General features: G+C 73.5%; 24 protein-coding genes. 12 read left to right on the top strand and 12 right to left on the bottom strand.

Features of this window, described 5'->3' with window-relative positions:
* Positions 1-27: 27 nt before the first annotated feature.
* Positions 28-1338, bottom strand: a complete 1311-nt coding sequence (locus IE109_RS26840; protein ID WP_189553931.1) for a preATP grasp domain-containing protein — start codon at positions 1336-1338, stop codon at positions 28-30.
* Between the two features lie 428 nt (positions 1339-1766).
* Here IE109_RS26840 and IE109_RS33375 point away from each other — a divergent pair, with 428 nt between their 5' ends.
* The 3 genes from IE109_RS33375 (at position 1767) to IE109_RS26825 (ending at position 3958) form a co-directional block, all read left to right on the top strand.
* The gene (locus IE109_RS33375) at positions 1767-2006 is read left to right on the top strand and encodes a hypothetical protein (protein WP_229891584.1); all 240 of its coding nucleotides are present in this window, start codon (positions 1767-1769) and stop codon (positions 2004-2006) included.
* A 148-nt stretch (positions 2007-2154) separates the two neighbouring features.
* Positions 2155-3354, top strand: coding sequence for a hypothetical protein (locus IE109_RS26830; RefSeq protein ID WP_189553930.1), 1200 nt, complete (start codon positions 2155-2157; stop codon positions 3352-3354).
* Between the two features lie 10 nt (positions 3355-3364).
* Complete coding sequence (locus tag IE109_RS26825) at positions 3365-3958, top strand: hemerythrin domain-containing protein (protein ID WP_189553929.1); 594 nt, start codon at positions 3365-3367, stop codon at positions 3956-3958.
* A gap of 125 nt (positions 3959-4083) precedes the next feature.
* On the opposite strand, the gene IE109_RS26820 is transcribed toward IE109_RS26825, so the two are convergent.
* The 3 genes from IE109_RS26820 to IE109_RS26810 all read right to left on the bottom strand — a co-directional run bounded on the left by IE109_RS26820 (position 4084) and on the right by IE109_RS26810 (position 5340).
* Positions 4084-4590 carry a DUF1360 domain-containing protein gene (locus IE109_RS26820; RefSeq protein ID WP_229891582.1) on the bottom strand — a complete coding sequence of 169 codons (507 nt, stop codon included), beginning with the start codon at positions 4588-4590 and terminating at the stop codon, positions 4084-4086.
* 203 nt (positions 4591-4793) lie between these two features.
* Positions 4794-4973 (bottom strand): hypothetical protein, encoded by a 180-nt coding sequence (locus IE109_RS26815; RefSeq protein WP_189553928.1) that lies wholly within the window; start codon positions 4971-4973, stop codon positions 4794-4796.
* A gap of 118 nt (positions 4974-5091) precedes the next feature.
* Positions 5092-5340 (bottom strand): hypothetical protein, encoded by a 249-nt coding sequence (locus IE109_RS26810; RefSeq protein ID WP_189553927.1) that lies wholly within the window; start codon positions 5338-5340, stop codon positions 5092-5094.
* A 374-nt stretch (positions 5341-5714) separates the two neighbouring features.
* Between IE109_RS26810 and IE109_RS26805 the strand changes: the two genes are divergently transcribed.
* Both IE109_RS26805 and IE109_RS26800 read left to right on the top strand, forming a co-directional pair.
* Positions 5715-5942, top strand: coding sequence for a DUF5133 domain-containing protein (locus IE109_RS26805; RefSeq protein WP_189553926.1), 228 nt, complete (start codon positions 5715-5717; stop codon positions 5940-5942).
* Positions 5943-6061: 119 nt separating this feature from the next.
* The gene (locus IE109_RS26800) at positions 6062-7828 is read left to right on the top strand and encodes a SpoIIE family protein phosphatase (RefSeq protein WP_189553925.1); all 1767 of its coding nucleotides are present in this window, start codon (positions 6062-6064) and stop codon (positions 7826-7828) included.
* 600 nt (positions 7829-8428) lie between these two features.
* Here IE109_RS26800 and IE109_RS26795 read toward each other — a convergent pair.
* Entirely contained in the window at positions 8429-9442 is a 1014-nt protein-coding gene (locus IE109_RS26795; RefSeq protein ID WP_189553924.1) for an NAD(P)/FAD-dependent oxidoreductase, read from the bottom strand.
* Between the two features lie 127 nt (positions 9443-9569).
* Between IE109_RS26795 and IE109_RS26790 the strand changes: the two genes are divergently transcribed.
* Positions 9570-10139 (top strand): XRE family transcriptional regulator, encoded by a 570-nt coding sequence (locus IE109_RS26790; protein ID WP_189553923.1) that lies wholly within the window; start codon positions 9570-9572, stop codon positions 10137-10139.
* Between the two features lie 199 nt (positions 10140-10338).
* Positions 10339-11256 carry a class I SAM-dependent methyltransferase gene (locus tag IE109_RS26785; RefSeq protein ID WP_189553922.1) on the top strand — a complete coding sequence of 306 codons (918 nt, stop codon included), beginning with the start codon at positions 10339-10341 and terminating at the stop codon, positions 11254-11256.
* A 208-nt stretch (positions 11257-11464) separates the two neighbouring features.
* On the opposite strand, the gene IE109_RS26780 is transcribed toward IE109_RS26785, so the two are convergent.
* Complete coding sequence (locus IE109_RS26780) at positions 11465-12859, bottom strand: cellulase family glycosylhydrolase (protein WP_189553921.1); 1395 nt, start codon at positions 12857-12859, stop codon at positions 11465-11467.
* Between the two features lie 324 nt (positions 12860-13183).
* The gene (locus IE109_RS26775) at positions 13184-14050 is read right to left on the bottom strand and encodes an AraC family transcriptional regulator (protein ID WP_189553920.1); all 867 of its coding nucleotides are present in this window, start codon (positions 14048-14050) and stop codon (positions 13184-13186) included.
* Between the two features lie 389 nt (positions 14051-14439).
* On the opposite strand from IE109_RS26775, the gene IE109_RS26770 reads away from it, so the two are divergent.
* The gene (locus tag IE109_RS26770; protein WP_189553919.1) at positions 14440-15201 is read left to right on the top strand and encodes an SDR family NAD(P)-dependent oxidoreductase; all 762 of its coding nucleotides are present in this window, start codon (positions 14440-14442) and stop codon (positions 15199-15201) included.
* An 87-nt stretch (positions 15202-15288) separates the two neighbouring features.
* On the opposite strand, the gene IE109_RS26765 is transcribed toward IE109_RS26770, so the two are convergent.
* Positions 15289-17271 carry an APC family permease gene (locus IE109_RS26765; protein ID WP_189553918.1) on the bottom strand — a complete coding sequence of 661 codons (1983 nt, stop codon included), beginning with the start codon at positions 17269-17271 and terminating at the stop codon, positions 15289-15291.
* Positions 17272-17642: 371 nt separating this feature from the next.
* On the opposite strand from IE109_RS26765, the gene IE109_RS26760 reads away from it, so the two are divergent.
* Positions 17643-18833 carry a cytochrome P450 gene (locus IE109_RS26760; protein ID WP_189553917.1) on the top strand — a complete coding sequence of 397 codons (1191 nt, stop codon included), beginning with the start codon at positions 17643-17645 and terminating at the stop codon, positions 18831-18833.
* Between the two features lie 199 nt (positions 18834-19032).
* Here IE109_RS26760 and IE109_RS26755 read toward each other — a convergent pair whose 3' ends face one another.
* Both IE109_RS26755 and IE109_RS26750 read right to left on the bottom strand, forming a co-directional pair.
* Complete coding sequence (locus IE109_RS26755; protein WP_189553916.1) at positions 19033-19812, bottom strand: hypothetical protein; 780 nt, start codon at positions 19810-19812, stop codon at positions 19033-19035.
* The gene (locus tag IE109_RS26750) at positions 19812-21095 is read right to left on the bottom strand and encodes a VWA domain-containing protein (protein WP_189553915.1); all 1284 of its coding nucleotides are present in this window, start codon (positions 21093-21095) and stop codon (positions 19812-19814) included. The genes IE109_RS26755 and IE109_RS26750 overlap by 1 nt, the downstream gene beginning before the upstream one ends.
* Positions 21096-21291: 196 nt before the next feature.
* Between IE109_RS26750 and IE109_RS26745 the strand changes: the two genes are divergently transcribed.
* Both IE109_RS26745 and IE109_RS26740 read left to right on the top strand, forming a co-directional pair.
* Positions 21292-21432 carry a hypothetical protein gene (locus IE109_RS26745; RefSeq protein WP_189553914.1) on the top strand — a complete coding sequence of 47 codons (141 nt, stop codon included), beginning with the start codon at positions 21292-21294 and terminating at the stop codon, positions 21430-21432.
* Complete coding sequence (locus tag IE109_RS26740; RefSeq protein WP_189553913.1) at positions 21429-22271, top strand: alpha/beta fold hydrolase; 843 nt, start codon at positions 21429-21431, stop codon at positions 22269-22271. The genes IE109_RS26745 and IE109_RS26740 overlap by 4 nt, the downstream gene beginning before the upstream one ends.
* Positions 22272-22463: 192 nt before the next feature.
* Here IE109_RS26740 and IE109_RS26735 read toward each other — a convergent pair whose 3' ends face one another.
* Both IE109_RS26735 and IE109_RS26730 read right to left on the bottom strand, forming a co-directional pair.
* A complete protein-coding gene (locus tag IE109_RS26735) occupies positions 22464-23264 on the bottom strand; it encodes an SDR family NAD(P)-dependent oxidoreductase (protein ID WP_189553912.1) in 801 nt (266 codons plus the stop codon).
* Between the two features lie 21 nt (positions 23265-23285).
* Entirely contained in the window at positions 23286-25457 is a 2172-nt protein-coding gene (locus IE109_RS26730) for an MMPL family transporter (protein WP_189553911.1), read from the bottom strand.
* 158 nt (positions 25458-25615) lie between these two features.
* On the opposite strand from IE109_RS26730, the gene IE109_RS26725 reads away from it, so the two are divergent.
* Complete coding sequence (locus tag IE109_RS26725; RefSeq protein ID WP_189553910.1) at positions 25616-26779, top strand: SDR family oxidoreductase; 1164 nt, start codon at positions 25616-25618, stop codon at positions 26777-26779.
* Positions 26780-26785: the final 6 nt, after the last annotated feature.

Raw genomic sequence — 26785 nt, 5'->3', positions numbered from 1 at the left:
CTGGGCCCGGACCGGGGCGATGACCGGTCAGGCGCCGTCGGGCTGCGGGCTCCCGGGCCGGCCGTCGAGGCCCAGGACGTCCGTCAGCCGCTCCTCCAGTTCCCACAGCCGCTCGTGCTCCGGGGCGGTGATGGCGTAGCGCCAGGACCGGCCGTCATGGGGCGCGTCCGCGTACAGGACCACGCCCTCCCCCGTGGCGCTCCGCCAGTCGATGCCGGCCGCGTCCAGCCGGTCGACGGCCTCCGCGAAGCCGAACACGGTGGCGGCACGGCGCTGTCCCAGGAGCCACGCGGGGTCCTCCTCCAGGCCGGCCGCCCGGGACAGGCGGGCCACCATGGCCTGGGGGGTGGTGGTGGCCGTGCGGCGGATGTTGCTCTCGGTGGCCACCAGCGTCCCGTCCCGTGTGACGACCGCGTCGATGCCGAAGGGCCCGGCGTACCCGTGGTCCGCCAGGTACCGTCCCAGCGCCCCGCCCCACCGCTCCAGCTCCGTCCGGACGCCCGCGGCGGCGCCGGTCAGCGGGGAGACGTACCCGGTGAACACCGCGCCCGCGGTGCGCATCTCCCCGCTGAAGACCGGGCGGACCCCCTGCGGCCCCGCCTCCATCTGGATGCTCACGGAGTGGGCCACGTCCAGCCACTCCTCCACGACCCACAGGCCGTCCGCCCCGCCGAGCCCGTCCTCCTGGATCCCGGTCCACCACCGGTCCCCCGGTGACACGAACGTCATGCCGTGGCCGCCCGCCGACCGGTCGGGCTTGAGGACCACCCGCCCGTGGGCGGCGAGGTGCTCGCGCACCGCGTCGTGCAGTCCGTCGCGGCGGCACGTCCGGCCCTCCGGGGTGCGGATGCCCAGCTCGGCGGCGACCTGCCGGAACCCCGCCTTGGTGTTCAGCCGGGACGTGACGTCGAGCGCGGCGGCCGCCGCGCGCGCCGAGCGGTACGGGGTCACCGCCATCCCCAGTTCCTCGGCCAGGGCGACCGTGGACGCGTCCAGCGCGGTCGGCAGCAGGGTGATCCCCGCCCGCCCGGCGGCGAGGCGGCTCAGCGCCTCCAGCCGGCCGTCGTCCCGGAGCGCCTCCGCCATGGCGACGCCCCGGCGGGGAGGCGCGTGGATGACGGACACGGCGTCGTCCGGGGCGCCCAGCAGACCGAGCGCGTAGCTCATGAAGTCCCGGGACACGGGCACCGGCGACACGAGGATGTCCCCGGGCCCCAGCAGCCACACCTTGCGCGGAGCCTGCGTCGCCCACCGTTCCAGCACGGCGCCCGCCTCGAGTCCGAGGGCCGCGTCGGAGACGAAGTTCGCGTAGACGACCCAGGGTGAACGCTGCTCCACACCGTCTCTCCGTTCGGCTGCGCGGTTTTGCCCGTCGGTACCGGCAACATACCCCCGCCCGCATCCGGCCGTCGCCGCCAGGGGTGGTGGCGGGTGGCCGGGCGGCCCGACGCGGTGGGTGAGCGCACCGGGGGCGAATACCCGGCACGCCATGATCGCGTGTGCTGTGGCAGGGCCCGCCGGCGGGAACCGCCGGAGGCGTCGTGACGACCCTTGGCGAGAAGATCGAGCAGGCGAGCAGGGCCGACCCGACCCGCATGTGCCGGGCCGGGGGCCGGAGCGCCTGACCGGCCTGCCCGAACGTCCCGGGAAGCAACCCGTCGCCATCCACCGGGCGATGCGTTTCGGCCAGGCTGCCGCCCTCGGAGTGCCGCGTTCCGTCATGGCGCGGGCCGGGCTGCGCGGGCCGGTGTCCTCGGCGCTTCGCGGTGGTCCGCCTCACCGACGACCAGATCCTGGAGAACGCCACCGGTGCCGGCGCTCCGCCCTCCGCCTGGCCCCGCGAGGAGCTGGTGGGGGACCTCGCGCACAAGGCGGTGTACGCCCTCGTGACCGGCGCCGTCGCGAACGCCCTGGCGGCGGGCGACGGCCCTGGGCCCGGCCGGGGCCACGTGGCGGTCCGGCCCGGTCGTCACTCGGACGTGGGGCCGCTGCCCCGGAGCGGGTGAGCCGGAGCGTACCGCCGGCGGAGTGGCGCCGAGCCGGCCCGCGTGATGCCGGCGGTGGAAATGGCCAGGGATGAACAGGCCCCTGTCCCTGTCCCGTTCCTCCGGCGGAAACGGGGGTACCCAGCCGTGCACCCCCATGGAGGCATGAATGACGTTCAATCCCTTGCAGCAGCGTGGCATCCCGCTGGACCGCCAGCTCAGGAACTGGCGCGAGCTCGACGTCAGCCCCATCGACCCCGACCACTGCGATCCGTACACCCGGTGCCGCATCATCACGATGAACGGCATCGAGGTCGAGGCCATCCTGTTCAGCCACAATCTGGCCCGCAACACGATCGATCCCGAGGTCAAGCGGCAGCTGGCCCAGACCCGGTACATCGAGGCGCAGCAGCAGAAGGTGGTGAACTGGCTGCTGCCCGGCGTGTCGTCGGTCCTGGAGACGACGATCGCGTACGAGCAGGTCGCGGTCGACCTGACCGCCTGGGTGGCCCGGATGGAACCGGACCCCTACCTGAAGCAGGCGTACCAGTTCGGCGTGCTGGAGGACTTCGACCACCTGTACCGGTACGCGAACCTGTACGAGATGATCGAGCACCGCAAGGCCGAGTCGATCGTCGACAACCTCACCGAGGTCATGCCGGGCCGGCCGACGAAGTACCACCACCGCCACCCCTTCGACAACGTGCGCGACGCGTACGACCGCAACGCCACCGACCCGCTGTCGAAGCTGCACGCGCTGACGATCATGTCGGCGGAGCAGCAGACGATGAACTTCTACATGAACACCGGCCCCACCTACATGGAGCCGATCGCCCGCCAGCTCTACCAGGAGATCGGTCTCATCGAGGAGGAGCACGTCACGCACTACGAGTCCCTGGTCGACCCGGGCGAGACATGGTGGGAGCAGCTCGTCAACCACGAGTACAACGAGTGCTACCTGTACTACTCCTTCATGGAGCAGGAGAGCGACCCCAAGGTGAAGGCCGTCTGGGAGCTGCACCTCAACATGGAGCTGGAGCACCTGCACCTGGCGTGCGACCTGATGCGCCGGCACGACGGGCGCGACCCCGAGTCGGTGCTGGCGCCCGAGCTGCCGAACGTGCTGACGTTCGAGCCGAACAAGGCGTATCTGCGGGAGCTGCTCGACACCCAGATGGACCTGACCACCCTGGGCGCCGGTTACGTGCGGGAGGCGCACGAGCGCTTCGAGCAGTTGCAGGCGCAGATCCACGGTGGTGAGGAGCCGCCGAGCGAGCGGGTCATGGCGCAGCACGAGGAGATGTTCGGGCGCGAGTACCGCGTCGAGACCGAGGGTGAGCATCCCGACCCGGCCATGCGTGAGAAGTAGGAGGTCCGACGTGTCCGAGATCCGTACTCCCGCCGCCGGTGACGACCACTCCCGGGACGACGACGTCGTCGCCCTGCTCATGCGCCAGCACGGCGACATCCGCAACCTGTTCGACGAGGTCGAGCACAGCGAGGGCGACGAGCGGCGGGACGCCTTCCGCCGGCTGGTCCGGCTCCTCGCGGTCCACGAGACCGCGGAGGAGGAGGTCGTCCACCCCTTCGCGCGCCGCAGCCTTCCGGGCGGTGAGCAGGTGGTGGAGGACCGGCTCGCCGAGGAGCGCGCCGCCAAGGAGACGCTCGCCATGCTCGACGACATGGACGTCGACGACCCGAAGTTCCTCCCCCGGCTGCTGGCGTTGAGGGCCTCCGTACAGGAGCACGCCCGTGCGGAGGAGCGCTACGAGTTCACCCACATCCGCCGCAGTACCGATGCCGCGGGGCTGGCCGCCATGGCCAGGGGCGTGAAGGCGGCGGAGGCGATGGCACCGACCCGGCCGCACCCGGGAGTCGAGTCGGCGGCGGCGAACGTCCTGGCGGGGCCGGTGGCCGCGCTGATGGACCGTACGAAGGACGCCGTACGGAAGGCGATGGGCAAGGACGGCTAGGCGCCGGGGCCCGGGGGGCGCCGGGAGTCCGGCGCCCCCCGGGTCTCCATGCCCTTCCCGCCCGCTCTCTTCGTTCTTCGCGCGTCTCGCCCCGGTCGCCCGCGACTCCGCCCGCCTACGGTCTGTCACTCATCCCGCGTCACCTTCTCCATGAGCCCGCTGTACGCGAGTTGCAGGGCGTCCGCCCCGGCCACGGACGCCAGGACGGCCACCGCGGTCCGCGTCGCCCGGGGCCACACGCAGCGTCCCGCGGTCAGGGCGGTGGTCACCCACATGCTCATGCAGAACGGGCAGGTCAGCAGCTCACCCGCAGCGTGCCGGAGACCGTGGCGCGGTCGCTCGCTGACCTCCGCGGGCCCCTGGGCGCCCTCGTACGTCGTGAAGGGTTTCCGCAGGGGGCTGGTGACCGCCCCCTTCGTCAGGAGCCGGCTGACCCGGAAGGCGGCGATCGCGGTCAGGGCGATGTCGCTCGCTTCGTGCCGCTCGGGCAGCCGGCCGTGGCGCCGGATCAGGGCGGCCCACCCGCCGGCGTACGCGGCGTACGTCGCCAGGGTCACCGCGTAGCCGCTCATCGGCCGCTCGTCGACCTCGGCCTCGCCCTCGGTCACCTGCTCGTCCTCTCGCACGCCCATGCGCACCCTCTCCGTGGCTGGGCCATAGCCGGCCCGTAGTCGGTCATCGTCGCCCGGCCGGTCGTCGCCCGGCCGGTCGTCGCCCGGCGGTCATTGCTCGGCTGCCGCCAGGTTCCCGCGCAGCGCCTGTTCAATCCGCACGGGGCGGGCGGGCGCGGCCGGTGTCCGGCACCGCACGCACCGCCCCGGGGCGGGCCGCGGGGTCAGCTGGGCGGCCGGTTCTTCTCGTCCGCCGCCTCCGGCTTGCCGCCACCGGACGCCTCGCGGCCGGCCCGGCGCCGGGCGTCGTCCGCCGCGCGCTCCTCCTCGGGGTGCACGTCGTTCTCGCCGGTGACACGCTCCAGCGGTGACTTGTCCTGGTCTCGTCGTCCGGGCTCTCCCATGACTCCTCCTTCGTGGCGGGTACGGCAGGTGGTCCCGCTGCTCCCGCGCCGCCCACCTGCTCCGGCGCGGACCGGACGCCACGAGTTCCCCCCAAGCCCGGCCGCATGCGGCCGGGCGTCAGGCGCCCAGTTCGCCGGCCATGGTCGCCAGGGTCGCCGCGAGGGTGCGCACCCGGTCCTCGGACGGCTCGGCGGTGCCGAGCCGGTCCACGAGGTCGGCACGGGTCAGCAGCACGGCGGCGCCCCGGTACGACTCCGACGCGAGTCCGGCCGGGGCGACCACCTCCGCCCGCCCCTCCACCAGGACCAGCGCCGCGTCGTCCTCGGACCGTTCGAGCAGCTCACGGACGTGACGTTCTTCGATCATGCGAGCGATCCCTCCTCTTGGCGCGGAACCCGCGCAACCGACTACCCATTGAGCCTGATGGTGCTCCTATGAGCGACTCCGGGTTTGACCGCGTCCCCCCGGGACACACGTCAGACGTGCCGCGGTGCCCGCTTCCGGGTCCCTGACGACGAGGGAGCACGGGTCGCGCAGCACCGCGGGAGCGTGCTTCCGGGTGCGCGACATCGCGGCACACCAACACCCTTCCCCGGCACCGGGGCGCGGATTCGGCGCCTGGTTCCGGCCACGCGCCGAACACCGTACGCGGGTGTTCGGCATGAACCGGGGCGACAGGGGCACGAGCGGAAGCGAAGGGCGTGCGTGGCGCCCGATGTGACCCGTGGAAGGGACTCGTTGTGCTGATGGCTCACCCGGCTGTCCTGGCCAAGCTCATCGAAGAGTACGAGGCGCTGACCGCCCTCCATGCCGAGGAGAGCACGCCGGAGGTGCAGCAGCGACTCCAGGACGTCTCCTACACGCTCTGCGTCTCCACCGGCACGTGCGACGTCACCGCCGCGCTCATAGCGGCGCGCCACCAGCTGCCCGGCGCCCGCCCCGAGGACGACTCCCTCCTCGGCGTCTAGCGACAGGTCGGCCGCCCGGAGGTCTCCGTAGGACCGCTGTCCGCCCGGCTCCCCCTTCGAGAGGGGGAGCCGGGCGGACACATGCACAATGGTGTGGCTGTGGGATTGAGGTGTGGGCGATGACTGGTCCCTCCCGGCCGGCGGAGGCCGCCAAACGGGTCGGCGCCGTACGGCGCCTCCTGAGTGATGCGCTGGACCGGCTGGGCCTCGGCGCGTACGCGGTAGACGCCGACGGGTGCATCGTCGCGGTGAACGCCCAGGCGCAGGCGCTGCTCGGCCGTGACGCGGAGGGGCTCCTCGGCCAGGACGCCCACGACCTCCTGCACCGGGACGCCCACGGCAGGGGCATGCCCCGCAGCCGGTGCCCGATGATGGAGGCCTTCGTCGCCGGCCGGGCGCGGCAGGAGGACCTGGGCTACTTCGAGCGCGGGGACGGGGCGCTGCTGGCCATGTCATGGCTGGTCGCGCCCCTCCGCCTGCGGCCCGGCGACACCGGCGCCCTGGTGACGTTCCACGAGTACGACCCGGCCGGCGCGCACCCGGCCGTGCCGGACATCGAGGCCGGGCTGCTCCCGGAGCTGGAGCGGCTGGCGCTGCTGGCCGAGACCACCACCCAGCTCACCGCCACCCTGGACGTCGGGGAGGCACTGGACCGGCTGGTGCGGCTGGTGCTGCCCCTGCTCGCGGACTGGGCCGTCATCGACCTGATCACCGACAACGACGAGGTGTCGCGCGCCGTCGTGGCCTGCTTCGAGGACGGCCGGATCGTCCGCCGCGACGACCTCCAGGGAGCCATGCCCCCGGTACTCCCCGCCTCTCCGCTGCCGCTGTCCCGGGCCCTGCGGGGCGCCGGGTCCACCCTGGCGACCCCGCAGACGTACCAGGGCCCGCCGGACTCCGGCATCGCCCTGGAGCAGCGCAACCTGTTCGAGGCCACCGGTATCCAGTCGGCCGTCATCGCCCCCATCCGGGGCCTGCGGGAGGTCCTCGGAGCGTTGACCCTCGGCAGATCCCGGCGGCCCGACGCCTTCACGACGGCCGAGATCCCGCTGGTGGAGGACATCACCCGCCGGGCCGGGCTGGCCCTGGACAACGCCCGCCTCTACCAGCGCCAGCGCAAGGTCGCCGAGACCATGCAACGTCATCTGCTGCCCCAGATGCCCCACGTGCCCGGCCTTCAGATGACCGCGCGCTATCTGCCCGCGCCGCACGCCTCGCAGGTCGGCGGCGACTGGTACGACGCCTTCCACCTCCCCGACCGGGCCCTCGCCCTGGTGATCGGCGACGTCGTGGGACACGACCTGGACGCCGCGGCGGGCATGGCCCAGCTCCGAAACATCCTCCGCGCCTACGCCTGGTCCCAGCAGGATCCGCCCGGCGAGATCGTCAGCCGCTTCGACCGCGCCCTGCCGCACATCGCGGAGGTCGGCATGGCCACCATGATCCTGGGCCGGCTGGAGCGCGTCGGCGGCGGCCTGTGGCAGTGGCAGTGGACGAACGCGGGTCACCCGCCGCCCCTGCTGGTGACCCGCGACGGCCAGGCCCGGTACCTCACCGACGGCCACGGTCTCCTGCTGGGCACCGAGGCCGGTGTTCCCCGGGTCAACGCCACGAGCGTCCTGCCGCCGCGGTCCACCCTGGTGCTCTACACCGACGGCCTGGTCGAAGCGCCCCGGCACCCCATCGACCACGGGATGGAGCGACTGCGCCGGCACGCCGCGTCCCTGGCGCACCGGCCGCTGGAGTCGTTCAGCGACCTGCTCATGGAGCGGGCCCGTCCGCTCGACAACGACGACGACGTGGCCCTGCTCGCCGTACGCCTCCCGGCGCCGGGGGCGTCCGAGGCGCCCGGGACGGAGACGTCCGCACCGGTGTCCCCTGGCTGAGAGGCGCCCTGGCGCCACGGCCACCCGATCGTTCCCGGAAGCCTCGACGCGACCGGCCGTACGCCGTGTTTCCGGGAGAGGGCCGCGCGTCCGGGAGGGGCCGTGTGTCCGGGAGAGCGGCGTGTATCCGGGAGGGGCCGTGCGTCCGGGAGGGGCCGTGCGCCCCGGAGGCGCCGTGTGTCCGGGAGGGGCCGTGCGCCCCGGAGGCGCCGTGTGTCCGGGAGGGGCCGTGTGTCCGGGAGAGCGGCGTGTATCCGGGAGGGCGGCGTCCGCGCCCCCGGAGGACGGCAGTGTGCCCGGGCGGAGGCCGTCACACTCCCCGTCCGAGCACTCTCCCGAGGGTACGACGACGGGCCCTGCCGTACGACGACCGGCCCGGCCGCCGGCGTCCGACGGGGACCGGCCCGCCGGGACGCCTCGGGAACCATGCCGTACCGCCCGGCGGGGGCGGGGCCGACGCGCAGGGTGGCGGGGGCCGCGCAGCAGCCGTCGCCGGCCGCCCCCTCGGCCGCCTCCCGCCGGACAGCACGCCCCGGGCGACGCCCCCTGCGCCGCCCCTGGGCGTCCCTTCCCCGCGAGTGCCCGCGCGGGTGCGGGGTGTCAGGCGGGAGCGCCGGCGCGCCGTGCGGCGGCGAGGGCCGCGTCGGTGTCGGCGGTGGCCAGGTCGGCGTTCATGCGGGCGCCCGCCAGGGCACCGGCCGCCGCGGAGGCGCCGACCTGGGCGGTGGGGTCGGTGGCGTTGCCGGCCACCCACACCCCCGGCACCCCGGTCGACCCCGCCACTCCGGAGGCGAAGCGGCGCCCCGTCCCACCGGGCAGCTCCTCCACGGCGAGCCCCAGCCCGTCGAGGCCCTCCGTACGGGCCCGCGGGGTGGTCGCGACCGCGAGGACCCGGCGCTCCACGACCCGCCCGTCATCGAGGCGTACGCCCGCGATGCCGCCGTCCTCGCCGGTCACCACCTCCGCCACCGGGGTGTCGACGACCTCGACACCCCGGGCGGCGAGCCGCTCACGGGCGTCGGCGTCGAGCGCCGTACCGCGGGTGAGGTAGACGAGGTCGTCGGTCAACTGGCGGAACAGCAGGGCGTGGTGGACCGAGGCCGGACCCACGGCCAGGATCCCGATGGGCTCGTCGCGCACCTCCCATCCGTGGCAGTAGGGGCAGTGCACCACTCCGCGCCCCCAGTGCCCGGCGAGCCCGGGCACCTCGGGCAGGACGTCGCGCAGTCCGGTGGCGACCAGCAGACGGCGCGCTTCGAGGGTGCCGCCGTCCGCGAGGGTGACCGTGAAGCGCGGGTCCCCTCCGGCGGAAGGGGCGGCCGGCACGGCGGCGGTCACTTTCCCTGTGACGACCCGGCCGCCGTACCGGCGCACCTCTTCGCGGCCCCTTCGCAGCAGTTCGGCCGGCGGGGTGCCGTCCAGGCCGAGCAGGCCGTGCACTCCTTCGGCCGGGGCGTTGCGCGGGGTACCGCTGTCGATCACGACGACCGAGCGGCGGGAGCGGGCGAGCATCAGCGCGCCGTTGAGCCCCGCGGCACCACCGCCTATCACCACGGCGTCGGCGGTTCCGCCCGGCAGCTCATCCGTCGCGTACACGGCAGTGGTCATGGACATGCGTCCCACCCTTTCCTCACGTTCGATCGCGCTCCTTCGCGGTGGCCCCGGTGGACCTCCGGCGGGTCCCGGGGCCCGTGCCGACGACGATAGGCGCGCCTTGCTGGACGGGCATACGATGTTGCCCATGACGCAAGACGATGACGATCTGGACAGCCTGGTACGCAAACGGATCCGGGCCCTGCGTGTGGCGCAGGGCTGGTCGCTCGAGGAACTGGCCGCCCGTGCCCGGGTCAGCCAGTCCACGCTCAGCCGCATCGAGAACGGCCGCCGCCGGCTGGCCCTGGACCAGCTCGTCACCCTCGCCCGGGCCCTGGACACCTCCCTGGACCAGCTGGTCGAGACGGCGGCCGACGACGTCCTCACCAGCCCCATGATCGACGCGGCCCACGGGCTGATGCGCTGGCCCGTCAGGGCGGACCCGGGCCTGAGCGTCGTACGTCAGCGGATCACGGACCCGCCACCCGACAACCCCGCGCGCATGCGGGCCCACCCGGGTCGCGAATGGCTCGTCGTCCTGTCCGGCACCGCGGTGCTGCTCCTGGGCAACCGGCGCATCCGGGTCGAGACGAACCAGGCGGCGGAGTTCCCCACGATGCTGCCGCACGCCATCGGCGCCGAGGGCGGGCCCTGCGACGTCCTCGGCATCTTCGACCGCGACGCCCGCCGGGGCCACCAGCGCGGCGACGACGACTGAGGCGGGGCGGGCGCGGTGCGCCGTGCCGGGTCCCCGGTCGCGCGCCGGGTCGGCGTTCGCGCGCGCCGCCGGTCGCGCGCCGGGCCGCCGGTCGCGCGCCGGGCCGCCGTTTGCGCGTACGGCAGCACAACCGGCCGTCGTCTTGCCCATCCCGGGAAGCATGGTGCCCTGGCGGCAAGGCCCTCCTAGCGTGGCCGTCATGAACCCCACTCCCCCGCGCCCGGCGGGCGTCGCCCCCACTCCCCCGCACCCGGCCGGCCCCGCGAGCCCGGCACCCGGTGGCGCGCACACGGCCACCGGGCACACGCACCGCTCCGACGACCAGGCCGAGCTGCTCGACCTCGAAGCGGAGGTGCTCGCCGAGCACCTCGCGTCCCTCACCGCGTGGCTGCCCGTCGACGAGGAACCGCGCCGCATCGTCGACCTCGGGTGCGGGACCGGGGCCGGCACCTTCGCGCTGCTGGCGCGCTTCCCCGAGGCGGAGGTGACCGCCGTGGACTCGTCGGCCGTCCACCTGGACCGCCTGCGGGAGCGGGCCGAGGCGCTCGGTGTGGCCGGCCGGGTACGCGTCGTGCGGGCCGACCTCGACGCCGGACGGCCCGAGCTCGGCCGGCCCGAACTGGCCTGGGCGTCGTCGGCGATGCACCACCTGGCCGACCCCGGCCGCGTACTGCGCCGGGTCCGTGAACTGCTCGCTCCCGGGGGGCTGTTCGCCCTCGTCGAGCCGGCCGGCTTCCCGCGCTTCCTGCCCGAGGACGCCCCCGAGGACCGGCCCGGTCTGGAGGAGCGCTGCCACACCGCCCTCGCCGACCACCACGCCGAGCAGGTGCCGCACCGCGGCGCCGACTGGGGCCCCGGGCTGGCCGCCGCGGGGTTCACCGTCGTGGGCGAGCGCGTCGTCACCGTGCACGTCGACCGCTCCCACGGCCCGGCGGTCGGCCGGTACGCGCTCAGCGGCCTGCGGCGCCTGCGCGGGGCCGCCGCCCGCGCGCTCCCCGCCGAGGACCTCGCCGCGCTCGACCGGTTGCTCGACAGCGAGGACCCGCGCGGCATCGGGCGCCGCGGCGATCTCGCGGTCCGCACCGAACTCACCGCGTGGGCGGCGCGCCGCCCGTGATGTCCGCCCGCGGGTCGCGGCAGGTCTCCGTCACCGGCAGGTCGCACGTCGACCGGAGCCGGCACCGGATGCCCCGGCTGCGGCCGTGACCTGTCGGCTCCCGCTTCCGCTCCGCCGGTGAACGGCGCGGCGGGGCTCCGGTGCGCCCGGAGCCCCGCCGGAGGCCGGCCCGCGGCCCGTCCGGAATGGGCCGGTGACCGGCCGGGGGTCAGCCGGTGGGGAAGGCGTCGGGAGTGCTGATCCGGCTCTTGAGGAGCGCCCCGGACTCGGTCAGCACACCGCTGCTGCTGTAGTCGGTGCCGTTGCAGGTACCGGGCTTGAACGCCGCGCTTCCCTCGTTGGCGTCGGAGTAGGTCCAGTTCGCGTAACCGATCTTCAGCTGATCGAGCAGGTCCAGCCAGGCCGTGGTGCTCGCCCGGTCGACCGCTCCGCCGCCGGTGTAGGTCACGGTGCCGAACTCGGTGACGAACAGCGGCAGTCGCGAGGCCGCCCGGCTCACGGCGGCACGGTACTCGTCCTTGTGGCTCGCCGCGTAGAAGTGGAACGCGTACATGATGTTGGCGGCGTTGACCGGGTTGTTGACGACCTCGCTCTCGTTGGAGCCGTCCGAGACGCCGAGGGAGGACCAGCCGCGGGTGCCGACGATGACGACGGCGTCCGGGTCGGCGGCGCGGATGACCGGGATGACCTGCTCGGCGTAGTTCTTGATGGCCGCCCAGCTCACGCCGTTGGGCTCGTTGGCGATCTCGTAGATCACGTTCTTCTTGGCGGCGTTGCGGGCGGCGACGGACGCGAAGAACGTCTTGGCGCGGTCGAGGTTGTGGTTCGGGTCGCCCGGCGTCAGGGTGTGGAAGTCGATCATGGCGTACATGCCCCGTGCCTCGGCCAGGTCGACCAGGCTGTTCACCCGGCTGGTGAAGCCCGCCGGATCGGTCTCGTAACCGCCCTCCTGGACGTACATGGCGATGCGCAGCAGATCGGACTTCCAGTCCTTCGCCAGCGCGTCCGCGGAGGCGGCGTTGTAGCACTTGGCGAACCACTGGAGGCCGTGGGTGCTCATGCCCCGCAACTGGATGGGCCGGTCGTACTGGTTGCACAGGTGGACGCCGCAGACGTGGAGCTGTCCGTTGACACCGACGGGGGTGCTGCCGCCCGGTACCGGAGGCGGGGGCTCCTCGTCGACGGACCCCGTGCAGGCGACGCCGTTGAGCGTGAACGCCGTGGGCTTCGGGTTGGCGCCCGTGAAGGAGCCCACGAAGCCCAGGTCGGTCGCCGCGCCGGTGGCCAGCGTGCGGTTCCAGCCGACGTTGGCGGCGGTGAGCGTGGAGCCGGACTGCGCCCAGGTGGCGTTCCAGCCCTGGACGAGCCTCTGCCCCGCGTCCGGGAGGGCGAACGCGAGCGTCCACCCGCTGACCGGGGCGCCCAGGTTGGTGACCTTCACCGCGGCCTGGTAACCGCCCTGCCACTGGCTGGTGACCGTGTAGTCGACCTTGCAGCCGGCGGCGGCCGCCTCCTGCGGACCGGCCACGGCCTGCGGACCGGCCACCGCGGTGAGGCCCAGGGCCGTCGCGCAGGTCGCCAGTACGGCCAAGATGCGTTTCACAGCGTTCCTCCTCGTGCGAGCGGACACAGCGAGATGGGAGCGCTCCCAAAACCCATCGGCCCGAGACCGTACACGGTGCGGGGACGCGCGTACAGGTGTCCGGTCGGCGAAGTGCGCCACGGCGGGGCGATTACGGACAGGAGGCCGACACCGACGCGCGGGCGAGTGCGCCCGGGAGGCCGGCCGCGACGCGGCGCGGGGGCCTGGGGCGGACGTCCCGGCGCGTGGGTGCGCGGGGGCGCGCCTCGGCCGGCCGGGCCCGAGCCGGCCCGGGTGGCGACGCCCGAGCGTCCACGCGCCGCCGCCCGTCACGCGATGTGCGGCTCAGCCCCGTTCGGCCTCCACCGGGAGCCACAGCTCGGCCTCGCCCTCGGTCCCGTCCGCCGACAGCCGGGTACGCAAAATCTCCGGACCGGGGCGGCTGCGATAGGGGTTGGAGGGGAACCATTCCACGAACACGTCCCGCCACAGCTCCTGGATCGCCCGGGGCACCGGTCCGGAGGCGGTGAAGACCGCCCAGGTGCCGGCCGGGACGGACAGGGCCGTGGTGCCCTCCGGGGGCGGGGCGGAGGTGATCACCCCGTGGTAGTAGTCGAGTTCGGTGCCCTCGGCGCGGCTCGGGTCCAGGTCGTCGCAGACCGCGACGATGCCGTGGGGTTCCGCGTCCGACAGCTTCACCAGGCGCTCCACGGCCGGCGGTTCGATCCCCCGGACGAAGTCGATGATCGCCTGGTTGGGCCCGGTGTGCACCAAGGGCACCCTGGCCTTGTACCCGACGACGGTGAAGGCCGGACGGTCGGTCGTGCGGTAGCGCATGCTCCTGCTCCCTTCGACGGTGAGACGGAAGGCCAACCGGGGCTGGGAGACGAGCACCGCGCCGGTGCGCCGGGCCTCCCCCGGGCCGACGCCGTGCATGGCGCGGAACGCCCGTGCGAACGCCTCGCCCGAGCCGTAGCCGTGACGCACCGCGATGTCCAGCAGCGTCTCGTGTCCCGCGAGCACCTCGGCGCCCGCGACGGTGAGGCGCCGGCGCCGGACGTACTCCGACAGCGGCATGCCCGCGAGCGCCGAGAACATCCGGCGCAGGTGGTACTCCGACGTGGCCGCGATGCGCGCGAGCACGGCCACGTCGACCGTCCGGTCGAGGTTGCCCTCGATGTGCTCCATGGCGCGGTTCAGCCGCTCCAGCATGTGGTTCCCTTCCTCTTCGCGGTGACCACGCTAGGCAGCGCGCCCCCTCCGCGACCCGACATCCTGTGCCCGTTCCTGTCGGGTGCGCGCCCGTTCCCGCCGGCGGGAGCGGTCCGGCCGGGCAGGGGTCCGTGGGCTCCGGGGTGCGCACCGATCCGGCGGCCGGCGTCACGGGATGGGCACCCGGGCGTGCCGCGTCGCCGCGCGCTCCCCGGTGGTTCGGCGACGGCCCCCGGGAAGCACTCCCCCCGGTCCGCCGCACACGACACGCCGGGCCGGGGCGGCCCCCGGGCGTGGCCGGCCGGCGCACCGGGTACGGGCAGGACCGTGCGGGACGAACGCACCGCGGATTCCACCGCGGCGGCACCTCCCTGGCGGACGGAGCACTCATGACCGACGGTCCCGATGGACGCAGCGTGATCGTCACCGGAGGGGGATCGGGCATCGGGCGCGCGACCGCGCTCGCCTTCGCCGCACAGGGTGACCGGGTCGTGGTGGCGGACCTCGACGGGGCGGCGGCGGACGCGGTCGTCATCGAGGCGGTGCGGGCGGGCGGCACCGCGACGGCCGTCCCGGGCGACCTGAGCGAACAGGCCGTCGTGGAGCGGGTGACGGCGACGGCGGTGGGGCGTTTCGGCGGCGTCGACGTCCTGGTGAACAACGCCGGGATCATGGACAGCATGTCGGCGCTGGGCGACGTCGACGACGCCGAGTGGGAACGCGTCATCCGGGTCAACCTGACCGCGCCGTTCCTGCTCACCCGTGCCGTACTCCCGCACATGCTGGCCGCCGGCCACGGCGTCGTCGTCAACACCGCCTCGGAGGCGGCCCTGCGCGGCAGCGCGGCGGGCGCCGCGTACACGGCCTCCAAGCACGGCGTGGTCGGCCTGACGAGGTCGCTGGCGGTGACGTACCGGGGGAACGGCATCCGCGCCAACGCCGTGTGTCCGGGCGGCACCGCGACGGGCATCGCGGTGGCGGCCGACCCGACCGCGCACGGTCCCTCGGCGCTCGCCCCGCACTTCGTCAACCTCGGCCGTGTGGCGCGACCGGAGGAGCAGGCGGCGGTGATCCTCTTCCTCGCCTCGCAGGCCGCGAGCCACATCAACGGCGCGATCCTCCCCGTCGACGACGGCTGGTCCGCCGTCTGACGCGGCGTTCGGCCCCACCCGCGCACCAGCGCGCGGCGGCCGGCGGCCCGGCCCGTCGGTCCGGCTGCTCCCCCGGCGGGTCCCCGGTCAGCCGCCGACGTGGATGCCGGGGCGCAGCCCGGGGTCGGGCTCGTGGCTGCGGATGATCTCGCGGGTGACCGGGGCGGTGTCGCCCCGGCCGAGCAGGAAGTAGCGGAACATGTGCTTCAGGGGGCTGCCCTCGGCCCACGCGAAGTAGCAGTGCGGCCTGACGCCGGTGGAGTCGCGCAGGGCGAGCAGGATGGCGGCTATGGCGTTGGGGGCGGCCGGGGCCTCGGCGCGCAGGATGCGGTAGCCGTCGACCTCGACACCGCGGACGGTGAGGGTTTCGCTGAAGTCGGAGGGGTCGACGACGTCGATCTCGAGGAACAGGACGTCGGCGGGGGCGGGCACCGGGTTCGTGCCGCGTTGTTCTCGTTCCTTGGCGCCGTACTCGGCGCGGTCGCCGGCCTGGCGGCGGTTGGCGATGATGTTGATGGAGTCGTCGTGCGCGAGGGTGTCGGTGATGAACCGGCGTGCCGTCGCGTCGAAGACGAGGCGGTCCGCACGCAGTTCGGTCGTACGGGAGACCCTGGAGACGAGCGAGACGATGATGATGCCGGCGATGAACACACCGGAGATGGCGATGCCGTCGGGCTTGTCGATGATGTTGTACACCAGGGCGTACAGCAGGATGGCGGTGAGCAGTCCGAAGCCGGCCGCGCTCGCGCGGCGTTGGCGGCGTGCGACGGAGACGGTGACGGCGAAGGCGCCGGAGACCATCATGGCCAGGATGCCGGTGGCGTAGGCGCCGGCCTGGGCGTCGACATCGGCGTCGAAGACGATGGTGATCAGTACGGACACGGCGGTGTAGACGATCACGACCGGCCGTACGGCCCTCCCCCACTCCGGGGCCATGCCGTAGTCCGGCAGGTAGCGGGGGACGATGTTGATCAGACCCGCCATGGCGGAGGCGCCCGCGAACCAGAGGATCAGGATGGTGCTGATGTCGTAGACGGTGCCGAACGCCTCGCCGACGTGCTCGTGGGCCAGCCAGGCCAGGGCACGGCCGTTGGCCGCGCCACCGGGCTGGAACTCCCGCTCCGGGATGAGGACGGTGGTGGCGAAGCTCGCGGACAGCAGGTAGACGCTCATGATGAGCGCGGCGGTGGTCAGCAGCCGGCGGGTGTTGCGGATCCGCGACCGCAGGCGCTGCTCGTCGTCCTCGCCCTCGGCGGCCACCAGCGGCATCATGCTGACCCCGGTCTCGAAGCCCGACAGGCCGAGGACGAGGAGGGGGAACGCCACCAGTGCGGGCCCCATCAGGCCGCCGAAGCCGCCTCCCCCGTCGGCGAGGGCACCGGTCCAGGCCGACAGGGCGCCCGGCGTGGTGAACACGTGGGCCATGCCCACGGCGATGACGACCGCGTTGAGCGCCAGGAAGACCGCGACCAGGGGGATGGCGACACCGACCGCCTCGCTGAAACCCAGCAGGAACACACCGCCGAGCACCAGCAGGAGCGCCACCGTGAGCGCCACCTCGTGTCCGTGCAGGGCGGCGGGGAAGAAGGGGTTCTCCACCACGTGCACCGAGGCGTCCGCCGTGGACAGGGTGATCGTGATGATCCACGACGTGGCCACGAATCCGAGCAGCACCAGGACGAAGAGCTTCCCCCACCAGAACGGCAGCAGGTCCTCCAGCATCGCCACGGACCCGGCGCCGTTCGGGCTCTCCCGTGTGACCCGCCGGTACATCGGCAGCATCCCGAGCAGCGTCAGCGCCACGATCAGCAGCGTGGCCAGGGGTGAGACCGCCCCGGCCGCGAGTGCCGCGATGGCGGGGACGTAGGCCAGGCTGGAGAAGTAGTCGACGCCGGTCAGGCACATGACCTTCCACCAGGCGTGCGGCTTCCCGTGCCCTTCGCCGGCCGCCGGGCCGACCGGCTGCACCTGGTGGCGCAGCATCCACCGCGCCACCCCGCCGGTGGGCTGCGCCCGCAGGGCGGGGCTGGCCACCACTTCCGGCACTGCCGACCCGCTGTCGTTCTCCATGTCCCCCAACTGCCTTTCCTGCTGTGCGCGGCCACGGACCGAGTCACCACCTGCCCGCGCCGATCAGCCCGTACACGGCCGATGCCTGCCACGCCGTCCGCGGGTGCGTCACGCGGGGCCGGCCGGGTGTCGCCGCCGGCGGCCTCCACCGCCTCACCGAACCGCCCGCCGGCATACCGTCGCCGCAGCCTCGCCGCATTGCCTTCGCCATCAGTCATTGCAACGACTCGTTGCCTTTACTCGCTCCGTCATTGCATCAATTTGCCGCCGTTGAGCTGGCATTACCCCTGCACTTTGATTGACGGCGCAGTGAACGCAACGTAGCTTTCCGAATGCGTCAATCAGGTGGCGCAGCGAGCCGAGGAATGGTCATGAGCGAATCCGTCCACACCGTCACGACACTGCCGACGGAACGTCGGCCCGGCTGCCCCTTCGACCCGCCGGCAGAGCTGGTGGACGCCCGCCGGCACGGTCCCATCAGCCGTTACACCCATCCCGGCGGGAAACCCGGCTGGCTGATCACCGGTTACGACCTGGTCCGGTCGGTGCTGGCCGACCCTCGGTTCAGCGCGCGCAAGGAGCTTCTGAACGTCGTCGGCTTCGAGCTGCCCCCGGCGCCGCCCGGTGAGTTCCTCCTCATGGACGACCCGCAGCACAGCCGCTACCGCAAGCCCCTGGTGGGCAGGTTCACCGCACGGCGGATGCGCCTGCTCACCGAACGCATCGAGCAGATCACCACCGACTGCCTGGACGCCATGGAGCGGACCGGCCCGCCGGCGGACCTCGTGACCGCGTTCGCCAAGCCCATCCCCACCATCGTCATCTGCGAGCTGCTGGGGGTGCCGTACGAGGACCGGGACTCCTTCCAGGAACAGATCGACACGTTCATGAGCGGGGAGACGAGCGACGAGGACCTGCTGGCGGCCTACACCGCGACCCAGCGGTACCTCGCGGAGCTGGTGGCCGCCAAGCGCGCGCACCCGACCGACGACGTGCTCAGCGAACTCACCGACAGCGACCTGACCGACGAGGAGCTGAAGGGGATCGCCCTGATCCTGCTGGCCGCCGGGTTCGACACCACCGCGAACATGCTGGCGCTGGGCACCTTCGCGCTGCTGCGGCACCCGGGGCAACTGGACGCGCTGCGGGCCGATCCCACGCTCACCGACCGGGCGGTGGAGGAGCTGCTGCGGTATCTGAGCGTCGCCAAGAGCTTCATGAGGACGGCGCTGGTGGACGTCGAGCTGGGCGGCCGGACCATCGAGGCCGGGACGACGGTGGTGCTGTCGTACCACACCGCCAACCACGACCCCGAGCGCTTCCCCGATCCCCACGTGCTCGACCTGCGCAGGCAGGACGGCGGACACCTGGCCTTCGGCCACGGCGTCCACCTGTGCCTGGGCCAGCAGCTGGCCCGCGTCGAGATGCGGGTCGCGTTCTCCGCGCTGCTCCGCCGGTTCCCCACCCTGCGCCTGGCCGTTCCGGCCGAGGACGTCCCCCTGCGCCCGGAGACCGCCGACATTTACGGCGTGAAGAGCCTCCCGGTCACCTGGGACGTGTGACGAGCCGGCGAGGTGGTCCGTCGCGGTGCGGGGGTTCGCTCGTACCGCAGGAGCCGGCGCCGGTCGGGGAACGGTGGGCAGGGGCCAGGGTCCGGGTCCCGGCCCGCCCCCGAGCACGTCACCGGCCCCCGCCCGGACAGCGGGCGGATCGGCCGGCCGGACGTGGCAGGGGGACGGCCCGGCGCGGCGGGGCGTACGGTCAGACCCGGCCCGGCACCGCCGGGCGGCCGTTGCCGCGGGTGAGGCGGTGGCCGCCGATGCCGGCCAGTGCGGCGAGGGCCGCGCCGCCCGCCGTCCACAGCCAGCGGGTGGACCACCAGCCGGACGCCCAGCCGTCCTCCGGCTCGACCGTGGCGGACGAGCCCTGGACCAGCGGGGCGGACAGGCCGCCGTCCACCGCCGACGCGCCGCCGGTGTCCTCGACGTCGATGTCCAACGCCGCGTCGAGGGGTTGCCCGACGTCGGTGGCGGCGAGGCGTACCGCCGTCAGGCGTACGTAGTACGCGCCGGGCAGCGGATCCCCGGACCACGGCTCGGCCCAGGCACGGACGGTACGGAGGTGGCAGGTGAGCTCGACCGACGAGGTACCGGCCGGGACGGTGTGCGTCTGGCTGCCGAAACGGCACGCCTGCCGGCGCCGCAGCCCGTCGTACACGTCGATCCGCCAGGTCGACGCCGCCTGGAGAGCGGTCGCCTGGGGCAGCTTCACGGTGGCGCGTACGGTCGGCCGCTCGGCGGCGTCGGCGGGGAACTGCCAGTAGAGGTAGTCGCCGGTGGACGCCTGCGCCGTCGCGTGCCGGCCCGGACGCACGGCGGTGGCGGTCCGGAACGACGTACCCGCCTCGGTCGGCGCGGCCGCGCCGCCGCCGGTGGCGGAGGGGTCCGGCGAGGGACTGTCGGCGCCCGCCACTCCCGGCAGGCCCAGCAGGGCGGTGCCGGCCAGCAGCGCGGCCGTGGTCAGGTTCCGTACGGTACGCATCAGTTGGTCCTCCACACGGAAACGCGCCAGCGTGACAGCCGGCCCCACAGCACGCCGGTCACGAAGCCGGCGACGATCAGCAGGCCGAGGAACAGCCAGCCGCGCCCGAGGCCGAGGAAGGCGGCGTCGCCCGCCTCGTCGGGCCCGTCGACGACCGCGATGCTCAGCTCGACGGGCAGGCCGGGGGTGGTCTTGACCCCGGCGGGCGCGGAGAACGAGTTGCTGACGCGCAGGCACACGGTCTCGGCCGCCGGCTTGCCGGAGCCGTCGGTGTCCGCGTCGTCGATGTCCGGACTGGGGTAGCGCAGCCCGGTCGACAGGACGTCCGTGCGGCCGTCCCCGGCCGCCTCGCCGCGTACGATCTCCCGCCCGTGGACGGTCGACGCGCGCAGCAGCACGCCGTAGTCCCGGTTGACCGCGCGGTCGGCGGCGACGCTCACCGAGGCCCGCAGTTCCTGACCCGGCAGGACGTCCACGCGGTACCAGCGGTGCTCGCCGAACGTCTCCCGGTCGGTGTACAGACCCGGCGTCAGGGCCGGCGCCTTCTCGCAGCGGTCCGCGCCCCGCGTGGCGACCGGCGTGAGGGTGGGTTCGGCCGCGCGGTCGACGAGTTGGCTGACCCGCTCCGACAGCTCGTCCGTGTGCCGGACCGAGGTGTACGTGCCGCCGGTGGCCTCGGCGATGCACACCAGCTGGGCACGGGTCTTGGCGTCGGGCACCAGCCCGAGCGTGTCGATGGTGAGGTGGATGCCCTTCGCGGCGATCTCCCGCGCGACCTCGCACGGGTCCAGCGGCGCGCAGGTGTCCTCCCCGTCGGTGATGAGGACGATGCGCCGGGTGGCGTCGCCGCCCTCCAGGTCCTCGGCCGCACCGAGCAGCGCCGGGCCGATCGGCGTCCAGCCGGTCGGCGCCAGGGTCGCCACCGCCGCCTTCGCCTCGGTCCGGTCGAGGGGGCCGACCGGGTAGAGCTGACGGGTGTCCTTGCAGCCGGTCCTTCGGTCCTTGCCGGGGTAGTCGGCGCCGAGGGTACGGATGCCGAGCCGCACCTCCGGCGGAACGGCGTCCAGCACCTCGTTGAACGCCTGTTTGGCAGCCGCCATCCGGGACTTGCCGTCGATGTCGGTGGCGCGCATCGAGCCACTGACGTCCAGCACCAGTTCCACCTTCGGCGCGGGCTTGCCGGCCGGCTCGGAGTCGGCCGTGGCCACCGCGGGGAACGATCCGCCCGTCAAGGCGACCAGCAGGCCGAAGACCCCGGCCACCAGCCGTTTTCTTGTGATCATCGCCGGATCATATGGAACCACGCGGTCGGCTCCCAAGTCGGCGCCGACCGCACCACGGCGGCAGGGACTCCGCGTTACGTGTCCGGCCCTGGCCTTGCCGGTGCGCGTCAAACCCCGGGCACTTCGCCGCCCGGCCTCAGCAGCGCGTTCCCCGCGTGAGCGATGAGTTCGGGCGGCGGATCGGGTCTGCCCTGGCATGACACGCCTCATCACTCGCCTCTTCCTCGCTCCCGACGGTTCGGTCACCGCACCCGGCCCCGGGCCGGACGCCGGCACCGTCGTCCCGGCCCTGACCTCGGCCCGCCCGGCCCACGACGTCCTCCAGGTGATCCGATGACCGCGATCAGCGTCCGGGGGATCGCCTTGGGCATCGAGTCGTTCGGTGACGACGACGCGCCGCTCGTCCTGCTCGTGGGCGGGACGACGATGCTCTCCTGGCCCGACGCCCTGTGCGAGCGCCTCGCCGCCGGCGGGCGCCGTGCGGTGCGCTACGACCTGCGCGACAGCGGGGAGTCGACGACGACGGACCCGGAGGCGCCCGCCTACACCCTGCGCGACCTCGCCGCCGACGCGGCGGCCCTCGCCGACGCGCTCGGCGGGCGCCCCGCGCACCTCGCGGGGATCGGCGTCGGCGGGATGGTCGCCCAGGTGGCCGCGCTCGACCACCCGGGCGCGTTCTCGGCGCTCACCCTGGTCGGCACCCGGGCGGTCGCCCCCGGCCCGCCCGACGACGATCTTCCCGGGCATGACGGGGCGACGATGAGCCGGCTGTTCGCGCGTCCGATGCCCGATTGGGCCGACCGCGAGGCGGTCGCGGAGTTCGCCGCCGCCGGCGCGGAGATCCTCGGCGACGACCCCGTCGCCGCGCGCGCGGTCGCCGCCCGCGTCTGGGACCGCACGCCCGGCACCGCCGTACCGGTCCGGATGGCCAACCAGCTGGGCATGGTGTTCTCCCGGCTCGACTGCGGACCCCGCTGGCGCGAACGCCTGCCCGCCATCGAGGTCCCCACGCTCGTCGTGCACGGCCGCCGCGACCGGTTCTTCCCCGTCGGCAACGGCGAGGCGATCGCGCGCGAGATCCCCGGGGCGCGGCTGCTCGTCCTCGAGGAGGCCGCCACCGCGATCCCCGGGGCGGCGATCGGCCGGATCACCGAGGCGATGCTGGCGCTCGGCTAGGTCCTGTCCTTCTGATCAGGCCGGATCAGGGAGCGGGGTCCGGTGCGCGCGGACGCGACGCGGAGGAGGGAGCCCTGCCGGACGGCGGGTGCGGCGCGGGTCCGGCCTCCACACGGCGGGCGACGGTGGAGGCCCGATCCGGCCGCGCTCCCAACGCCGGCACGTCCGCCCGTACGACTCCCGGAGGGACTGTCACCTCCCCCCGCCGGCGGTCGGCGGCCAACGCTTGCCCGGGGCCGAGAAGTCCCAGGAGAGAGGCTTGAGCATGGGCCTCGGAAGGTGCCGCAGACCCCAGACGGCGAGCTTGTAGCGCAAGCTGGGCACGCACACGACGCGTCCTTTCGCGAGGTCTCGAAGCGCGTCGGCGACCACTCGGTCAGCCTCGGGCCAGATCCATCGTGGCATGGGGGACGTCTCGATTCCCGTCCGCCGGAAGAGACCGGTCCTCGTGAAGCCGGGCAGGAGCGCCATCATCCGCACGCCGGATCGCCGTACCTGGTCGGATCCGCCGATCGCCTCGGTGAAGGCCAGCACCCATGACTTGCTGGCGGGATACGTCGTGGCCAGGCCCCCGGGGCCCAGGGCGCTGAAGGAGGCGACGTTCACCACGCGGCCGGACCGCCGCTCGATCATGCCCGGCAGCACGGCGTGCGTGAGGCGCAGCACCGCGCGCGTGTTCAGATCCAGCATCTGCTCCTCGGCTTCGACCCCGTTTCGGAGAAAGGCCCCCGCCGGCATCGTTCCCGCGTTGTTCACCAGGAGATCGACGGCGCCGAGGTGCTCTTCGACCCGTCGGCAGCCGTCCAGGGTCGAGAGGTCCGCCGCCAGCGTGTGCACCGACACGTTCGCCTGCCGGCGCAGCGCGGCGGCGAGGGCTTCCAGGGCCTCGGGCGTCCGGGCGACGAGGATCAGATCGTGCCCGTCCCGTGCCAGCCGCTCGGCGAAGGCACGGCCGATACCGGAGGTGGCGCCGGTCACCAGGGCAAGGGGCACAGAGTCTCCCGGATAGCGGGTTCACGCCGTCTCACCGGCTGGTGAGGGACGGGCGGCCGATCGGTGGTCCGGCCGGAAGGGCAGCCACCAGTTCCCCCGACCGGCCAGCGTCATCGCCGACGGCACCAGCAGGCACCGTACGACCGTCGCGTCGACGAGGACGCCGATGACGAGCACCGTGCCGAGGAGTTGCATGACCGTCACGGAGGAGGCGACCAGCGGTGCCATGGCAGCGACCAGGGCGATGCTGGAGGCCGTCACCACGCGACCCGTGCGGGCCAGGCCGGTTGCCACGGCCCGGCGATTGTCCCCATGAGCGAGGTACTCCTCCCTGATGCGGGCGACGATGAACAACTCGTAGTCCATGCTGACGCCGAAGACGATGCAGAACATCAGCATGGGAAGCAGCGGATCGGTGGCTCCGGTCGCGGTGCCGCCGAGCCAGTGCGCGAGCCGCCCTTCCTGGAAGAGGAAGACCATGGCCCCGAAACCCGCGGTCATGCTGAGGAGGTTCGTCAGCAGGGCTTTGAGGGGGATGAACAGGCTGCGGGTGAAGAAGGCGATCAGGACGCCGGTGGCCGCGCAGATGATGACGGCGGAGCGCACGGCCGCGTCGCGCAGCGTGTGCAGGATGTCGAGCAGGACCGCGGTCTCGCCGGCCACCATGAGCGGTCCGGTGGCCTTGTGCGAGCGGATGTCGCGGACCAGGTCCTGCGCGGCCGGGCTGCTCGGGTCGAGGCGCGTGACGACCTGGAACCAGGTGCCGCGGGTCGGCGGGGTCGCAACAGCGGGCGTGCGCGCGAGGGGTGGGGGCTGGGCGTCCGTGCCGGATGCGGCTGCCCGCGCGTTCCGGCCGTCTTCTCGCAAGCCGTTGCGGTACGTACCGCCGGGACCCGATACGAACTCCACGCGCGGGTCTCGTGAGAGGTCCGCGGCCAGACGGGCGGATTCGGGGGCGCCGGGCCGCACGGAGGGCAGGAGTACCAGGGGCGTGGAGCCCACCGCCAGCGGAAACGCCCGGCGCACCTCCTCGGCTTCGGCCCGTACCGGTGCGCCGGCGGGCAGCCAGCGTTCGTCGATGAGCCCCCACTGCACACGGAGGAAGGGCAGGGCGAGAAGCACCAGGACGCCGGTGGACGCGAGGAACACCGTGGCCGGACGGCGCAGCACCGTACCGATGCCCTTGTGCCAGGCTCCGTCGGCCGCCGTGCCGTGGCGTCGGGGGCGCAACCGCCCGAATTCGAGGTGCCGGCCGAACAGCCGCAGGACCAACGGCACGAACGTCAGGACCACCGCGCAGGCCAGGACCACCACGGCGACCGACGCGGCCCCCAGGGAGCGCAGGAAGGGCAGGGGAACCAGCAGCAGAGCCGACAGGGACAGCGCCACGGTGGCCGCCGAACACAGCACGGTCCGGCCGGTGATCCGGGAGACGGCCCGGGCGGCGTCGGACGGGGCGAGCCCGGCCTCCCGCTCCTCCCGGAACCTGCTGATCATGATGATGCTGTAGTCGATCGCCAGCCCCAGTCCGAGGGCGGTGGCGAGGTTCGGCGCGAAGACGGACACCTGCGTCAGGCCGGTCAGGCCGTACAGCACCGCCTGAGTGCCGGTGACGCACAGCACCCCGACGGCGAGGGGAATCGCCGCGGCCATGAGGGAGCCGAAGGCCAGGTAGAGCACGAGTGCCAGCAACGGCATGCTGACCAACTCGGCGCGCACGAGTTCCCGGCGGCTGCGCTCGGCCAGGTCGGCGTCGACGACCCCGCGCCCTGTCGCCGTGATCCTGAAGGGGGGACGGCTTCCGGAGAAGCGGTCCGCCAGCTCCCCCGCGCGTCGCTCCACCTGCGCGTCGGAACCGCGCAGCCGGACCTGGACCAGTGCGGTGCGCCCATCGGCCGAGCGGAGGCGCGCGTCGCCGGTGCCCCACCAGGACCGGGCGTACACGACTCCGCGCGCGCGTGCGACCTCGGCCGTCAGGCGCCGGCCCACGCTCTGGGCGTCGGCGTCCCCGGCATTCCGGTCGGCGTGCAGAACGAGCAGGAGCTGAGAGCTTCCGGTACGGAAATCGTCCTCCAACAGGCGCTCGGCGCGGGCGGATTCGCTCGCGTCGTCGAGGTATCCACCGCTGCTGGCGCGAGTCCCCGCGGCGAGGGTCAGCGGGAGACACAGGGCGGAGGCCAGCAGAACGAGCACCGCGACGGTCCAACGAGCCCGGCGTGAGGTCGTGTTCGAGAAGGCGGTGCGATTCACGAACCCGGGACGCTACACACCACCACGTCGGCGACGCAACGTAACCGATTATATGCAAAGAGTATTTGCGTGGTTGCTGTGCCGTGGTCCATGCTTCCCCCGTGACCACACTCCTCACTGGAGCCACAGGCTTCCTGGGGTCGAGACTCCTGCTTGCCCTGCTGAGGCGCGAACAGCACGTGACCGCCCTCGGCAGGGGCTCCTCCACCTCGCTCCGCGCCCGCGTCCGGGCGGCCCTGGCGGCCGTCGCGGGAGGCGATGTCGGGCCGCGGGAGGCAGCCCGTCTGCGCTGCGTCGGCGGCGACATCACCCGCCCTTGGCTCGGGTTGTCCCCGGCCGTGTACGGACGTCTCGCGTGTGAAGCCGAGGCCGTGTGGCATTGCGCGGGCGACATCGCGCTCACCGGAGAACGCGATCGGCTGCTGCGCACGAACGTGCGGGGGACCGCGCAGGTACTGGAGTTCGCCGCGGCGACCGCCCCGTCGTGCCGATTGATCCACATGAGCACCATCGCGGTCGCCGGCGGGCGCGACGCCGGGCATGTCGGGGAGGAAGACCTCACCGACGCGTACGGCTTCGAGACGCACTACGACGAGTCCAAATACCGGGCGGAGGTGCTCGTCCGGGCATGGGCACGGCGGCATGACCGGTCCGCGGTCGTACTGCGCCCGAGTGTCGTCGCGTCCGACACCGAGCTGCCCGCAGGCGCTCCGGGCCATCCGCTCGACGTGTTCGGAAGGCTGCTGGACGCCGTGGCGGCCGGCGGTGGCCCCGGAATGCCCACAGCGGCGGTACGGCACCGGGACGGAATGCGGCTGCGTCTGTGCGTACCCGCCGACGCGTCGATCAACATCGTGCAGGACGACTACGCCACGGAGGCGATGCTGCGCATCGGGCAGGACGCTCCGCATCCCGCCCCCGGCGTGCGGACCTTCCACATCGTGCACCCGTCGGAGACCCCGATGCGCCTCATCGTGGAAGCCGTCGAGAACCGCTATCCCGGACTGTCGATCACGTGCGTCGGCGAGCTGCCGGATCCCACGCCGGCGGAGCGCTCCATCGCGACGGGGATCAGCGGCTTTCTCAGCTACTCGCGCCACACCCGCACCTACGGACGCACCGGCACGCTCGCGCTGACCGGCGGTCTCACCGACCCGCCACCGGTGGACCGCGGGTACCTCGTCCGTGCGCTGGGCAGCGGCACCGTCCAGGGCGGCCCGGTGCCGGATCCGCCTCTCGTCCCGCACACCACCCTCGCACTCTGACCGACC

The sequence above is a fragment of the Streptomyces lavendofoliae genome, from assembly GCF_014649735.1.
Taxonomy (GTDB): domain Bacteria; phylum Actinomycetota; class Actinomycetes; order Streptomycetales; family Streptomycetaceae; genus Streptomyces; species Streptomyces lavendofoliae.
This window is presented reverse-complemented; position numbering and strand designations above follow the sequence as displayed.

Coding starts and splice junctions, on each gene's coding strand:
- IE109_RS26830 (WP_189553930.1), top strand. CDS start 2,155: ATGACGTTCAATCCCTTGCAGCAGCGTGGCATCCCGCTGGACCGCCAG.
- IE109_RS26820 (WP_229891582.1), bottom strand. CDS start 4,590: ATGGGCGTGCGAGAGGACGAGCAGGTGACCGAGGGCGAGGCCGAGGTC.
- IE109_RS26815 (WP_189553928.1), bottom strand. CDS start 4,973: ATGGGAGAGCCCGGACGACGAGACCAGGACAAGTCACCGCTGGAGCGT.
- IE109_RS26810 (WP_189553927.1), bottom strand. CDS start 5,340: ATGATCGAAGAACGTCACGTCCGTGAGCTGCTCGAACGGTCCGAGGAC.
- IE109_RS26800 (WP_189553925.1), top strand. CDS start 6,062: ATGACTGGTCCCTCCCGGCCGGCGGAGGCCGCCAAACGGGTCGGCGCC.
- IE109_RS26795 (WP_189553924.1), bottom strand. CDS start 9,442: ATGTCCATGACCACTGCCGTGTACGCGACGGATGAGCTGCCGGGCGGA.
- IE109_RS26790 (WP_189553923.1), top strand. CDS start 9,570: ATGACGCAAGACGATGACGATCTGGACAGCCTGGTACGCAAACGGATC.
- IE109_RS26785 (WP_189553922.1), top strand. CDS start 10,339: ATGAACCCCACTCCCCCGCGCCCGGCGGGCGTCGCCCCCACTCCCCCG.
- IE109_RS26775 (WP_189553920.1), bottom strand. CDS start 14,050: ATGCTGGAGCGGCTGAACCGCGCCATGGAGCACATCGAGGGCAACCTC.
- IE109_RS26770 (WP_189553919.1), top strand. CDS start 14,440: ATGACCGACGGTCCCGATGGACGCAGCGTGATCGTCACCGGAGGGGGA.
- IE109_RS26765 (WP_189553918.1), bottom strand. CDS start 17,271: ATGGAGAACGACAGCGGGTCGGCAGTGCCGGAAGTGGTGGCCAGCCCC.
- IE109_RS26760 (WP_189553917.1), top strand. CDS start 17,643: ATGAGCGAATCCGTCCACACCGTCACGACACTGCCGACGGAACGTCGG.
- IE109_RS26755 (WP_189553916.1), bottom strand. CDS start 19,812: ATGCGTACCGTACGGAACCTGACCACGGCCGCGCTGCTGGCCGGCACC.
- IE109_RS26750 (WP_189553915.1), bottom strand. CDS start 21,095: ATGATCACAAGAAAACGGCTGGTGGCCGGGGTCTTCGGCCTGCTGGTC.
- IE109_RS26745 (WP_189553914.1), top strand. CDS start 21,292: ATGACACGCCTCATCACTCGCCTCTTCCTCGCTCCCGACGGTTCGGTC.
- IE109_RS26740 (WP_189553913.1), top strand. CDS start 21,429: ATGACCGCGATCAGCGTCCGGGGGATCGCCTTGGGCATCGAGTCGTTC.